The organism is Pseudomonas taiwanensis DSM 21245 (assembly GCF_000425785.1).
Classification (GTDB): domain Bacteria; phylum Pseudomonadota; class Gammaproteobacteria; order Pseudomonadales; family Pseudomonadaceae; genus Aquipseudomonas; species Aquipseudomonas taiwanensis.
The window spans coordinates 15,700-29,373 of record NZ_AUEC01000031.1; the positions used below are offsets into that span (position 1 = coordinate 15,700).

A 13,674-nucleotide genomic window follows, 5' to 3' on the forward strand; every position below is an offset into this window, starting at 1 on the left:
AAAGCCCTTGCGAAGACTGCTGGCCCTGTTGTTGTTCTGGACCACCCACAGCCTGGCCGAGCAGCCAGTGCTGCGCTTCTCCGTCGTCGAGAGCTGGAGCATGCCGCTGATTCGTACCGAAAAGGGTCGGCCGGTGGAGGGCATGCTGTACGACCTGATGCAGGCCCTGGCCCGCGAAGCCGGTGTCCGCCCTGAATACCACCTGATGGCCCGCCTACGCTTGCAGCAGGCGATGAACGACGGCGATATCGACGTGCGCTGTTACGTCAGCACCCTGTGGTTCAATGACCGCCCTGGAGATTTCGTCTGGAGCATTCCTCTGTTCACCCAGCGCGATGTGCTGGTCGGCCGCCCCGGCGAGCGCAGCCCTGCCAGTGTGGAGCAGTTGCCACCGCAAGCCATCGGCACGGTGTTGGGGTACACCTATGCCTCGCTCGAGCCCCTGTTCAAGCAGCAGCGCCTGCACCGTGAAGACAGCCGTAACCAGGTGCTGGTGCTGCAGAAGCTCGAGGTGGGTCGCTATCGGCATGCGGTGAGCAACCTGATGTCACTGCAGTGGTTCAACCAACGCTTGCCGGCCGAGCAGCACCTGAAGGCAGTGGCCGTGCTGGAAGAGCAGTCCCTAGGCTGCATGGTGCGCAATGATCCGGCGATACCGACCCAGGGGTTGCTCCGGGCGCTGGTGAGGATGAAGCAATCGGGAGAGATCGAGCGGATCACCCGGCGGTATGGGGCCGTGGAATATCCGGGAGACGCCTCGGCGGCTCTACCTTGATGCGGTGGGCACTGGGCTCGCCTTGATTGGGGCACGGCTGCGCCATACCCCCTCTACCAAGAAGAGATCAGCCACCGGGATGCCAGAGGGGTTGCTCTGGGCTCAGCGAGACGGCGCAGCCATGTGTTGCTGATGCTGCATCATCTGCTCCATCATCATCTGCTGCATGCCCATATACCTGTCCATCATGTATTGATGCTGCTTCATCTGCTCGGGCGTCATCTGGGAGTAATGGCTGCCCATTTGCCCCCAGCCCATCTTGTGGCCGCCGCCCATCATAGGCCCGCCCATCTTGCCGCCTGCACAGCATCCCATCATGCCCGCACCCCACATCCCGGACATCATCTGCATGCTCTGCTGCATCATTGCCTGGTGCTCCTGCATCAGCTTCTGCCGCTGAGCGGGGTCGGTGGTTTTCTGGATAAGGCTCATCTGCTCCTGCATCTTCTTCAGATTTTCCTGGGCCTTGGCCATCTGTTGATCGAACTTCTCGACACTCATGGACTGCTCGGCCGGCTTGGCGACGCCAGCGTCCTGCTGGGCATAGGTCAGCGCCGGGAAAAGCACTGCTGCAAAAGCGATAACGGCGAATTTGGAGGCTTTCATGGTTCAGCTCCTTGCGCGCAAGGTCAGGGTAGGGAGTGGAGCGCCACTGTCCAATCTAATCCTGGCCGCACACCCGAAACTGATCTAAATCAACCACGCAACCTATCGCGACGCACAGGCGATAGCAGCCGCTCAGCGACCACCACTGGGGCGTACCAATACGTTGTTCGACTCTGGGGATGCTGGAGCGAGAAATCCTTGAGAATTCAAGGACTTGCGTAATGGAGGCGGCCCCACCAGCCACACCCCGGCACTCGATGTCACCGCTACGGCTGCTCCCTTCCGGGCCTGACCGGGTTAACGGTTAATCAATGCGGGGGGACCGATGGGGCCACCACTACGCGGCTCGCCATGTGACGAGCCGCGCCATTGTACCGGTCTGGGGCGAACTTACAACCTCTGCGGCGAGAAAAAGTCATCATTTCTCAATGACTTGTCCTGACGCGCCTGACTCGTCGCCGCTAAGCCGGCCGCTACACGGGCCGCGACGCCCCAGGATCACGGCAGGCCCCTAGATAGCAATACCCTGATCGGCCAAGAACGCAACAAATGCATCCTCATCCAGCACCCTCACCCCCAGCTCACTGGCCTTGGCCAGCTTGGAACCGGCACCGGGACCGGCAACCACGCAATGGGTCTTGCCGGACACCGAGCCGGCTACCTTGGCGCCCAGGCTTTCGAGTTTTTCCTTGGCGATGTCGCGACTCATGCGCTCCAGGGTCCCGGTCAGCACCCAGGTCTGACCGGCCAGCGGCAGCCCTTCGGCAACTTTTTTCTCATTGCTCCAGTGCATGCCGAACTCCAGCAACTGAGCCTCGAGAGCCCGTGCAAGCTTCTGGTTGGCCTCGTCGCGGAAGAATTCGCGCACCGCATCGGCCTGCTTGGTGTTCAAGACCTGGCGCAAGTCGATGCCGTCGGCTTCGATGATCTTGTCCAGGCTGTCGAGCTTGGCCACCAGCTTTTCCGCCCCCGTCGGGCCGACCGAGGCGATATCGAGCTTGGCGATCATGCCGGCCAAGGTGGTGCTGGCCGCGAACTCCGCTGCCACCTCGCCCTCGTCCTGCAACTGCATGCCGCTGGCGAACAGTTGCTCGATGACCTTGCGGTTGTGGTCGTCTTCAAAGAAGTTATGAATCTCATAGGCCACTTCGAGCCCGATGTCCGGCAGGTAGGTCAGCACCTGCGGCAGCGCCTTCTGAACCCGCGCCAGGCTGCCCAGCGAGCGAGCCAGGACCTTGGCGGTCTCCTCGCCCACATCCGGAATGCCCAAGGCATAGATGAAGCGTGCAAGGCTCGGGCGCTTGCTGGCCTCGATGGCGTCCAGCAGCTTCTTGCTGGAGACCTCAGCGAAACCTTCCAGACCAACGATCTGCTCGAACGCCAGCTTGTACAGGTCCGCCGGCGAGCCGATCAGCCCCTCATCCACCAACTGCTCGACGCTCTTTTCACCCAGGCCGTCGATGTCCATGGCGCGACGGGACACGTAGTGAATGATCGCTTGCTTGAGCTGGGCACCGCAGGCCAGGCGACCGACACAGCGATACACCGCGCCCTCGCTGGTGGTTTCCTTGCCCTTGCTGCGCTTGACCAACTGGGTGCGCTCGACCTGCGAGCCGCACACCGGACATTCGCTAGGCACCTCCACCGGACGGGCATCTTCGGGACGACGCTCGAGCACCACCTGCATCACCTGCGGGATAACGTCACCGGCGCGGCGAATGATCACCGTGTCACCGATACGCAGCCCCAAGCGCGCAATTTCATCCATGTTGTGCAGGGTGGCGTTTGACACGGTCACGCCGGCGACCTTGACCGGCTTCAGGCGTGCCACGGGAGTGACCGCTCCGGTACGACCGACCTGGAACTCGACATCCAGCACTTCGGTCAGCTCTTCCATGGCGGGGAACTTGTGGGCCACGGCCCAGCGCGGCTCTCGGGCGCGGAAGCCCAGCTCGCGCTGCGCGGCCAGACTGTTGACCTTGAACACCACGCCGTCGATTTCGTAGGCCAGGCTGCTACGCCGCTCACCGATGTCGTGGTAATAGGCCAGGCACTCTTCGATGCCCGCCGCGTGCTTGAGTTCGCGGCTGATCGGCAGGCCCCATTGCTTGAGTTGTTCGAGGATACCAATGTGGCTTTCGCCGATGCTCTCGGAGACCTGCCCCACGCCATAGCTGCAGAATTCCAGCGGGCGACTGGCAGTGATCTTCGGGTCCAACTGACGCAGGCTGCCGGCCGCCGCGTTGCGTGGGTTGGCGAAGGTCTTGCCGCCAGCAGCGGCCTGGACAGCGTTGAGCCGGTCGAACCCGGCCTTGCTCATGTACACCTCACCGCGCACTTCAAGCACGGCAGGCCACCCCTGGCCCTGGAGCTTGAGCGGGATATTCCGCACGGTGCGCACGTTGGCGCTGATGTCCTCGCCGGTGGTGCCATCACCTCGGGTCGCGCCTTGCACCAACTGGCCATCACGGTACAACAGGCTGACCGCAAGGCCATCGAGCTTGGGCTCGCAACTGAAATCGACCGCACCGGACTGATCGAGCCCTTCGGCCACGCGCCGGCCGAACTCGCGCAGATCGGCCTCGTCGAAGGCGTTGCCGAGGCTGAGCATCGGCACTTCGTGACGGACCTGGCTGAATGCCGCCAAGGCATGACCACCGACACGCTGGGTCGGCGAGTCGGGCGTCACCAGGTGCGGGTATTCGGCCTCCAGCGCCTTGAGTTCGTTGAACAGGCGGTCGTACTCGGCATCTGGGATGCTTGGCTCGTCGAGCACGTAATAGCGGTAGTTGTGCTGATCGAGCTCGGCTCGCAGTTCGAGAATTCGGGTTTCGGCAGTCATTTTTGGCTCTCTTGCAAAGCAAAAAAGCAGCCAACAGGCTGCTCTTTCGTTTGGATCCTTCTGTCAGCGCTTCTGAGTCAACGCACGGCGCTCGAACTCGACGATACGCTGGCGGTAGTGCTCGATGGTCTGGGCGGTCAGCACGCTGCGCTGGTCGTCCTTGAGCTCGCCATTGAGCTCATGGGCCAGCTTGCGTGCCGCGGCCACCATCACATCGAAGGCCTGCTTTGGATGGCGCGGGCCTGGCAGACCGAGGAAGAAACTCACGGCCCGGGTGCTGAAGTGGTCGATGTCGTCCAGGTCGAAGACGCCTGGCTTGACCGCGTTGGCCATCGAGAACAGCACTTCGCCGTGACCGGCCATGCTTTCGTGACGGTGGAAAATATCCATTTCACCGAAACGCAGGCCGCTCTCGAGAATGTTCTGCAGCAGCGCCGGCCCCTTGAAACCACCTTCGTCACGGGAGATGACACTGATCACCAGCACCTCTTCGACAGGTGGCAGCTCTTTGGCCGCGTTGCCGCTGGCAGCAAAACCGCTGTTGCGATTGTTGTCCGCGGCCAGACCTTCATCGGCATCGTCGAACAGATCGGGCTCGCGCTGCTCGGCAACCAGGTTCAGGTCACCCTGTTGGGCTTGCGCGGTACGCTTGCCGCGCTTGTTGGCCTTGGCAGGCTTGGGTTCGCGCTCACGCTCGGGCGCACTGACCGAAGGCAGGTCGCTCTCGTCCAGCTCCGGCTCCTTGTGGGTGTCCAGTACCCGCGATGGGCCAAGCACCTCGGCACTGCCTTCGTCGTCCGGCAGGTTGGAGTAGCTGCGATCCAGACGGAACTTCAACTTGCCTTTACCGCCGCGCATGCGGCGCCAGCCGTCGAAAAGAATACCGGCGATGACAATGATGCCGATGACGATCAGCCACTCGCGCAGACCGATTTCCATGTAATCCCGTGCCTCTATAAAAATATGCTTGAAAACAAAGGGTTCAAAGCCCTTTAACACGTGGCGCCAACTCTATGTTCTGACAGGCGTTTTACCCACGCAAAAAACGAGTGACATTAAGCTAGCACGACCAAAGACAACTTTACACCGTCTGTCGCACATGACGGGGGCATTTGCCCACACATTCTGCCCTATCTTCGCTCATCAGGCGTCGACCATGGCCAGAGCCTCCTCCACATCAACTGCAACAAGACGTGAGCACCCAGGCTCATGCATGGTCACCCCCATCAATTGATCGGCCATCTCCATGGCAATCTTGTTGTGGGTGATGTAGATAAATTGCACGCTTTCACTCATGTCCTTGACCAAACGGGCGTAGCGCCCGACGTTGGCATCGTCCAGCGGTGCATCGACTTCGTCGAGCATGCAGAACGGTGCGGGGTTCAACTTGAAGATGGCAAACACCAGCGCCAATGCGGTCAGTGCCTTTTCGCCGCCGGACAGCAAATGGATGGTGCTGTTCTTCTTGCCCGGCGGACGCGCCATGATCGTCACCCCTGTATCGAGTAAATCTTCGCCCGTCAGTTCCAGATACGCGCTGCCGCCACCGAAAACTTTTGGGAAAAGCGCCTGTAATCCGGCATTTATCTGATCAAAGGTATCCTTGAAGCGGTTGCGGGTTTCCTTGTCGATCTTGCGAATGACGTTCTCCAGGGTCTCCAGAGCTTCGACCAGGTCGGCGTCCTGAGCATCCAGATAGCGCTTGCGCTCGGACTGCTGCTCGTATTCTTCGATCGCCGCCAGGTTGATCGCGCCCAGGCGCTGGATCCGCGCCTCCAACTGCTCAAGCTCCTGCTCGGTGCCCTGCTCGCTGGCCTCAGGTTCCAACGTGGCGAGCACGCCCTGCAAATCATAGCCATCGGCCAGAAGTTGCTCCTGCAGCGTCTTGCGGCGCACGTCCAGGCCCTGGCACTCCAGGCGCAACTGCTCCAACTGGCCACGCAGCAACTGTGCCTGCTGTTCGGCCTGGGTACGGCGCTTCTCGGCCTCTCGCAGTTCGCGGTCGGCCTCATCCATGTGCAGACGCGCCTGGCGCATTTCCTCGTCGACGCTCATGCGCCGCTCCAGCAACTCCTCCAGCTTCAGACGCAGTTCTTCGAGCGGCGCTTCGCCCTCCTCCAGATTGAGGCTCAATTGCTCCTGGCGCTCGCCAAGGCGCGCAGCCTGCTGCTCCAGACGCTCCAGAGCCTGGCGAGTGGAGTCGTGCTGGGCGCGCAACGAACCCAGGCGCACGGCGAGTTGGTGGGCATGGTCCTTGTGCTGACGGGCCTCCTGTCGCACACGGTCGAGACCCTCGCGCAAGGTATCGCGCCGGGCCATCAGCGCTTCGCGCTGCTCGGCGTCCTGTGCCATGAGGTCCAGCGCCTCTTGCAGCAACAGGCGCGCTTCGCCCAATTGCTCATGCTCCACGGCGCGTTGCTCCTGCAACTCGACCAGCTCTTCGTGCAAGCGGCCGCGGCGCAGTTCCAACTGCTCGGCACGCGCACGGGCGGCCGACAGGCGCGAGTTGAGCTCGCCGTGCTGTAGGGTTTGCTCCTGGGTGCGGCGGCGCAGTTGCTCTCGCTGCTCTTCGTGGTCCAGTTGCTGCTCGCGCAAGGCCTGCAACCGTTGTTCGAGCACCTCGAGCGCCGCCTCCTGCTCAGCCTGGTCGAAGCCCAGGCGCTCGATTTCCTGGCCACGGGCCAGCACACCACCCTGGGCGTCTCCACCACGGCTGATGCGCAGGAAGTGCCGGCCCACCCAGTAGCCGTCGCGGCTCACCAAGCTCTGACCTTCGCCCAGGGAGGCGCGCAGGGCCAAGGCTTGCGCGAGGTCCTCCACCGGCTTGACCTGGGCCAGCCACGGGGCCAGGTCGGTACGACCTTCGACCTTGTCCAGCAGGCTGCCGGCCGGGCGCGCACCCTCCTCGTCGGCCAGCAGCAAACGCAGCTCGCCCTGCTCGAGGTGCGTGAAATCAAGCCCGACGAAGTCATTGACCAACACCGCTTGCAAGTCAGCTCCGAGCACCGTCTCCACGGCCAGCTCCCAACCCGGCTCGACACGCAAGCCCTCGGCCAGCCGGGGCTGGTGCGCCAGGCCTTGTTCGCTCAACCACTGCGCAATGCCTGCGCCTGGCTCGAGGGCGGCCTGCTGCAATGCCTCGAGCGAGGCCAGGCGTCCGCCCAGCCGCTGCAGATCGCCCTGCGCCTGCTGCTGCGCTTGGGTCGCCTGCTGCAACTGCTCACGCACGCCCTCAAGGCTGTCGACCAGTTGCTCTTCCGCCAACTGCAGCGCTTCAAGCTGTACTTCACTGCCTGCCAACTGCTCGCTCAAGGCCCGCATGTCGGCATCCTGCGGGTCGGCGCCCAGCTGCTCGCCTTCCTCGGTCAGTTTGCGCTGGCGTTCGCTCAGGCGCTCCAGGCTGGCTTCAAGCTGCTGCAGACGCGACTGCTGGACCTCGGCCTGGCGCCGAGGTTCGGCAGAGCGGGTATTGAAGCTGTCCCACTGCTCTTGCCAGCCGTGCATGCCTTGCTCGGCTTCTTCCAGGATGGCGGCAGCCTCCTCGGCCGCGGCCAGGGTCAGCTCCTGCTCGGGCAGCAGCCTGTCCAGCTCTTCGCCCAGCGTGGCCAGCAGGGTGCGATCGTGGCCCAGGTGCGACTCGGTCTCCAGTCGCGTGCGCTCGACCTCCTTGAGGTCGTCCTGCAACTGACGAAGGCGTTGCTGGCCGTGCTGAATGCTCTGCTCGACCCGGGCGATATCGCCGGCCACCGAGTAGAAACGCCCTTGGACCTGGTTGAAGCGTTCGGACAGCTCGTGATGACCGTCGCGCAGGCGCTCGATGGCGGCGTCGGCATTGCGTTGCTCGGCCACCAACGCCTCATGGGCGACGTCCTGATCGCCAATCACCCCTTCACGCTGGCGCACGCGGGCATCTAGGTCGCGCCAGCGCAAAGCCGACAAACGCGCCTTGAACTGGCGCTCCTGGGCTTTGTACTCGCGGTATTTCTCGGCGGCCTGGGCCTGGCGATGCAGGCGCTCCAACTGGCGCTCCAGTTCTTCGCGCAGGTCGGTCAGACGCGCCAGGTTTTCCTGGGTGCGGCGAATGCGGTTCTCGGTCTCGCGGCGGCGCTCCTTGTATTTGGATATGCCAGCGGCTTCCTCGATGAAATTGCGCAGCTCCTCGGGCTTGGCCTCGATCAGCTTGGAGATCATGCCCTGTTCGATGATCGAATAGCTGCGCGGGCCCAGGCCGGTGCCGAGAAAAATATCGGTGATATCACGCCGACGGCACTTGGCACCGTTCAGGTAATAGGTGTTCTGCCCGTCGCGGGTCACCTTGCGACGGATGGAAATCTCCGCATAGGCGGCGTATTCGCCCACCAGGGTATTGTCACTGTTGTCGAACACCAGTTCGATGCTGGCCTGGCTGACAGGCTTGCGGCTGGTGGAGCCGTTGAAGATGACATCGGTCATCGACTCGCCACGCAGGTTCTTCGCCGAACTTTCGCCCATCACCCAACGCACCGCGTCGATGATGTTGGACTTGCCACAGCCGTTGGGGCCGACCACGGCCGCCATGTTGCTGGGGAAGTTGACCGTGGTCGGGTCGACGAACGACTTGAACCCGGCCAGGCGAATGCACTTTAGGCGCATCGGTCAGACTCGGGCCAACGCAGCCAGCACCAGTTCGCAACTACGCTGGCCGTAGGCGGTAAGCACTTCGCGAATGCGCGGCAGGTCTCGGGCGACCACGGCGTCGAGCAAGCGGGCGAACAGCTCCAGGTAGTCGTTCATGTTGGCCTGGCGCTGATCCAGTGACAGGTAGTAGGCACGGCTCATGGCCGGCTGCAGGTTCTCGACGGTTTCCTGGAGGAACGGGTTGTCGGCAAACGGGTAGGCCGCGCGCATCACGGCAAAACTTTCGGCGACGAAGGTCTTGATGTCCTTGTTGGCGCACGCTTGCTGCAGGCGCTGCTGAATGCCCAAGAATGGCAACAGGTCGCTCTCGACGCGCCACTTCTGCGCAACCGCGTTGCCCAGCAGGATGTAGAACTCGCTCATCAAGGTGCACAGGCTGCGCACGCTGCGTTCGTCCAGTTCGGTCACATGGGCACCACGACGCGGCAAGATCGCGACCAGATGCCGACGTTCGAGGATCAACAGGGCCTCACGCACCGAGCCACGGCTGACATTGAGCGCCTGGGTGACCTTCTGCTCCTGGATACGTTCTCCCGGCGCGAGTTCGCCACGGATGATCCGCTCGGCCAGGTAGTCGGCAATCTGCTCTGAGAGGCTGTCCGGCGCCTTGAACGTCATGGTTTTCCTTCAGAATCATTGAACTGGAGACAAGGGCGGGATTGTAGCGCACTTGCAGCCCAATCGAGCAGGGGGACTACAGCCTTTGTTGGCATCGCCCAATGCCCTCGATGACGGCCCGATCTATGCTTAGGAAAAGGACGGGTTCGGTGGAATCGGCGTAGGCATGAATAATTTCCTGACCTTTGAGTCAGAAAAATATTGACCTTCAGGTCAGCCCTGCTTAGAGTCCGCCCGAACAACAATAAAACCATTGCGAGGCCTTCCCCGTGATCCAGTTTCTCGTCAATCAGGAGCTGCGTAGTGAGCACGCCCTGGACCCGAACATGACGGTGCTGCAATACCTGCGCGAGCACCTGGGCAAACCCGGCACCAAGGAGGGCTGCGCCAGTGGCGACTGCGGCGCCTGCACCGTGGTAGTCGGCGAACTGACCCAGGACGCTGCCGGCAACGACACCTTGCGCTACCGCAGCCTCAACTCGTGCCTGACGTTCGTTTCGTCGCTGCACGGCAAACAGCTCATCAGCGTCGAAGGCCTCAAGCACCAGGGCAAGCTGCACAGCGTGCAACAGGCCATGGCCGACTGCCACGGTTCGCAGTGCGGCTTCTGCACCCCTGGTTTTGTCATGTCGCTGTTCGCCCTGCAAAAGAACAGCGAATGCCACGACCTGCACCAGGCGCAGGAAGCACTGGCTGGCAACCTGTGCCGTTGCACCGGTTACCGCCCGATTCTCGACGCGGCCCAGCAGAGCTGCGCCCAGCCCTGCCGGGACCAGTTCGATGCCCAGCAGGCCCAGACCATCAGCCGCCTCAAAGCCATTGCCCCGACCCAGACCGGCGAGCTCAACAGTGGCGACAAGCGCTGCTTGGTGCCGCTGACCGTGGCCGATCTGGCCGACTTGTACAGTTCCCACCCCGAGGCACGCCTGCTGGCCGGTGGTACCGACCTGGCGCTGGAAGTCACCCAGTTCCACAAGACCTTGCCGGTGATGATCTACGTCGGCCACGTCGCCGAACTCAAGCGCATCGAGAAAACCGCCAGCCACTTGGAAATCGGCGCCGCCACCCCGCTCACCGACTGCTACGGCGCGCTCAACGAGGAATACCCTGACTTCGGCGCCCTGCTCCACCGCTTCGCCTCGCTGCAGATCCGCAACCAGGGCACCCTGGGCGGGAACATTGGCAACGCCTCGCCGATTGGCGACTCGCCACCCTTGCTGATCGCCCTGGACGCGCAGATCGTGTTGCGTCAAGGCCAGCGCCAGCGCACTCTGGCACTGGAAGACTATTTCATCGACTACCGCATCACCGCACGCCAGGACAGCGAGTTCATCGAAAAGATCATCGTGCCCCGCGCCAGCGCTGACTGGGCGTTCCGCGCCTACAAAGTGTCCAAGCGCCTGGACGACGACATCTCCGCCGTGTGCGGGGCGTTCAACCTGAGCATCGAAAATGGCGTGGTCAGCGGTGTGCGCATTGCCTTCGGCGGGATGGCCGCCATTCCCAAGCGTGCCCGGGCCTGCGAAGCCGCACTGCGCGGCAAGCCTTGGAACCAGGCCAGCATCGAACGCGCCTGCCAGGCGCTGGCCGAGGACTTCACCCCGCTCAGCGACTTCCGTGCCAGCAAGGAGTACCGCCTGCTGACCGCGCAGAACCTGCTGCGCAAGTACTTCATCGAACAGCAATCGCCATACATCGAGACCCGGGTGACCGCTTATGTCTAACCATCACGCAGCCAAGAGCCAGGCCGAGATGGCCGAACTGTTCCGCCAGGACCTGACCACCGGTGTTGGCCGCAGCATCAAGCACGACAGTGCCGACAAGCATGTGTCCGGCGAGGCGGTGTACATCGACGATCGCCTGGAGTTCCCCAACCAGCTGCACGTGTATGCCCGCACGTCCGACCGCGCCCACGCACGCATCCTGCGCATCGACACCACGCCCTGCTATGCCTTCGAAGGTGTGCGCATCGCCATTACCCACGAAGACATTCCCGGCCTGAAGGATATCGGCCCGGTGGTTGCCGGTGACCCGCTGCTGGCCATCGACAAGGTCGAGTTCTTCGGCCAACCGGTACTCGCCGTGGCCGCCCGCGACCTCGACACCGCGCGCCGTGCGGCCATGGCCGCCATCATCGAGTACGAAGACCTGGAACCAGTGCTGGATGTGGTCGAAGCGTTTCGTAAGAAGCACTTCGTGCTCGACAGCCACACCCACCAGCGTGGCGATTCGGCCGCAGCCCTGGCCAGCGCTGCGCACCGCCTGCAAGGCACCCTGCACATCGGCGGCCAGGAGCACTTTTACCTGGAAACTCAGATCTCTTCGGTAATGCCTACCGAAGATGGCGGCATGATCGTCTACTGCTCGACCCAGAACCCCACCGAGGTGCAGAAGCTGGTCGCCGAAGTGCTGGACGTGCCGATGAACAAGATCGTGCTCGACATGCGCCGCATGGGCGGCGGTTTCGGAGGCAAGGAAACCCAGGCGGCCAGCCCGGCGTGCCTGTGCGCGGTGATCGCCCGCCTGACCGGCCAGCCGACCAAGATGCGCCTGCCGCGCGTCGAAGACATGACCATGACCGGCAAACGTCACCCGTTCTACGTCGAGTACGACGTGGGCTTCGACGATGACGGCCGCCTGCATGGCATCACCTTCGACCTGGCTGGCAACTGCGGCTACTCCCCGGACCTGTCCGGTTCGATCGTCGACCGCGCCATGTTCCACTCCGACAACGCCTATTACCTGGGCGATGCCACCGTGCACGGCCACCGTTGCAAGACCAACACCGCCTCCAACACCGCCTACCGTGGCTTTGGCGGTCCGCAGGGCATGGTCGCCATCGAGCAGGTGATGGACCACATCGCCCGCCACCTGGGTCGCGACCCGCTGGAGGTACGCAAAGCCAACTACTACGGCAAGACCGAGCGCAACGTCACCCATTACTACCAGACGGTCGAGCACAACATGCTCGAAGAGATGACCGCCGAACTGGAAGCCAGCAGCGACTATGCCGAGCGTCGCGAGTCGATCCGCCGCTTCAACGCCAACAGCCCGATCCTGAAGAAGGGCCTGGCGCTGACCCCGGTCAAGTTCGGTATTTCGTTCACCGCCACCTTCCTCAACCAGGCCGGTGCGCTGATCCACATCTATACCGACGGTAGCATCCACCTGAACCACGGCGGCACCGAAATGGGCCAGGGTCTGAACACCAAGGTCGCCCAGGTGGTCGCCCAGGTGTTCCAGGTCGACTTCAGCCGTATCCAGATCACCGCCACCAATACCGACAAGGTGCCCAACACCTCGCCGACCGCCGCCTCCAGCGGCGCCGACCTCAATGGCAAAGCGGCGCAGAATGCCGCCGAAATCCTCAAGAAGCGCCTCACCGAATTCGCCGCACGCCACTATCAGGTGACCGAGGAAGACGTCGAGTTCCGCAACGGCCATGTACGGGTGCGCGACCAGATCGTCAGTTTCGAGCAACTGGTTCAGCTGGCGTACTTCGCCCAGGTTTCGCTGTCGAGCACCGGTTTCTACCGTACGCCGAAGATCTACTACGACCGCAGCCAGGCGCGTGGCCGGCCGTTCTACTACTTCGCCTTCGGCGCGGCATGCGTGGAGGTGATCGTCGATACCCTGACCGGCGAATACAAGATGCTGCGCGCCGACATCCTGCATGACGTCGGTGACTCGCTGAACCCGGCCATCGACATCGGCCAGGTGGAGGGCGGCTTCATCCAGGGCATGGGCTGGCTCACCACCGAGGAACTGGTGTGGAACGCCAAGGGCAAGCTGATGACCAACGGCCCGGCCAGCTACAAGATACCGGCAGTGGCCGACATGCCGCTGGACCTGCGCGTGAAGCTGGTGGAGAACCGCAAGAACCCGGAAGACACCGTGTTCCACTCCAAGGCCGTGGGCGAGCCACCGTTCATGCTCGGCATCGCTGCCTGGTGCGCGATCAAGGATGCCGTAGCCAGCATCGCCGACTACCGCGAGCAGCCGAACATCGACGCGCCAGCGACGCCGGAGCGGGTGTTGTGGGGCTGTGAGCAGATGCGCAGGGCGGTGGCCACGCAACCGGCCGAACCGCAACTGGAAACAGAGACTCAGTAACACCGCCCCCAAAGCGGGCCGAGCTACCTGAAGAGGAATTGGA

8 protein-coding genes and 1 other RNA gene are annotated in these 13,674 nt (G+C 62.9%); 3 read left to right on the forward strand and 6 right to left on the reverse strand.

Annotation, left to right across the window (positions count from 1 at the left end; all coding sequences use genetic code 11):
• Positions 1-7: 7 nt before the first annotated feature.
• Positions 8-775, forward strand: a complete 768-nt coding sequence (locus H620_RS0114730) for a substrate-binding periplasmic protein (protein ID WP_027907555.1) — start codon at positions 8-10, stop codon at positions 773-775.
• Positions 776-877: 102 nt separating this feature from the next.
• Here the strand turns inward: H620_RS0114730 and H620_RS0114735 are convergent, their stop codons facing one another.
• The 6 genes from H620_RS0114735 to H620_RS0114755 all read right to left on the reverse strand — a co-directional run bounded on the left by H620_RS0114735 (position 878) and on the right by H620_RS0114755 (position 9,518).
• Entirely contained in the window at positions 878-1,381 is a 504-nt protein-coding gene (locus H620_RS0114735; RefSeq protein ID WP_023381421.1) for a hypothetical protein, read from the reverse strand.
• Between the two features lie 231 nt (positions 1,382-1,612).
• Positions 1,613-1,709: signal recognition particle sRNA small type (gene ffs, locus H620_RS26515), an RNA gene on the reverse strand.
• A gap of 183 nt (positions 1,710-1,892) precedes the next feature.
• Positions 1,893-4,223 carry an NAD-dependent DNA ligase LigA gene (ligA, locus tag H620_RS0114740; protein WP_023381434.1) on the reverse strand — a complete coding sequence of 777 codons (2,331 nt, stop codon included), beginning with the start codon at positions 4,221-4,223 and terminating at the stop codon, positions 1,893-1,895.
• A 63-nt stretch (positions 4,224-4,286) separates the two neighbouring features.
• The gene (gene zipA, locus H620_RS0114745; protein WP_023381435.1) at positions 4,287-5,162 is read right to left on the reverse strand and encodes a cell division protein ZipA; all 876 of its coding nucleotides are present in this window, start codon (positions 5,160-5,162) and stop codon (positions 4,287-4,289) included.
• Between the two features lie 204 nt (positions 5,163-5,366).
• Complete coding sequence (smc, locus tag H620_RS0114750) at positions 5,367-8,855, reverse strand: chromosome segregation protein SMC (RefSeq protein WP_027907556.1); 3,489 nt, start codon at positions 8,853-8,855, stop codon at positions 5,367-5,369.
• Between the two features lie 3 nt (positions 8,856-8,858).
• Positions 8,859-9,518, reverse strand: coding sequence for a GntR family transcriptional regulator (locus H620_RS0114755; protein WP_023381437.1), 660 nt, complete (start codon positions 9,516-9,518; stop codon positions 8,859-8,861).
• Between the two features lie 269 nt (positions 9,519-9,787).
• On the opposite strand from H620_RS0114755, the gene xdhA reads away from it, so the two are divergent.
• The gene (gene xdhA / locus H620_RS0114760) at positions 9,788-11,242 is read left to right on the forward strand and encodes a xanthine dehydrogenase small subunit (protein WP_027907557.1); all 1,455 of its coding nucleotides are present in this window, start codon (positions 9,788-9,790) and stop codon (positions 11,240-11,242) included.
• Entirely contained in the window at positions 11,235-13,631 is a 2,397-nt protein-coding gene (gene xdhB, locus H620_RS0114765) for a xanthine dehydrogenase molybdopterin binding subunit (RefSeq protein WP_023381439.1), read from the forward strand. Before xdhA ends, xdhB begins: the two co-directional genes overlap by 8 nt.
• Positions 13,632-13,674: the final 43 nt, after the last annotated feature.

Coding starts and splice junctions, on each gene's coding strand:
- H620_RS0114735 (WP_023381421.1), bottom strand. CDS start 1,381: ATGAAAGCCTCCAAATTCGCCGTTATCGCTTTTGCAGCAGTGCTTTTC.
- ligA (WP_023381434.1), bottom strand. CDS start 4,223: ATGACTGCCGAAACCCGAATTCTCGAACTGCGAGCCGAGCTCGATCAG.
- zipA (WP_023381435.1), bottom strand. CDS start 5,162: ATGGAAATCGGTCTGCGCGAGTGGCTGATCGTCATCGGCATCATTGTC.
- smc (WP_027907556.1), bottom strand. CDS start 8,855: ATGCGCCTAAAGTGCATTCGCCTGGCCGGGTTCAAGTCGTTCGTCGAC.
- H620_RS0114755 (WP_023381437.1), bottom strand. CDS start 9,518: ATGACGTTCAAGGCGCCGGACAGCCTCTCAGAGCAGATTGCCGACTAC.
- xdhB (WP_023381439.1), top strand. CDS start 11,235: ATGTCTAACCATCACGCAGCCAAGAGCCAGGCCGAGATGGCCGAACTG.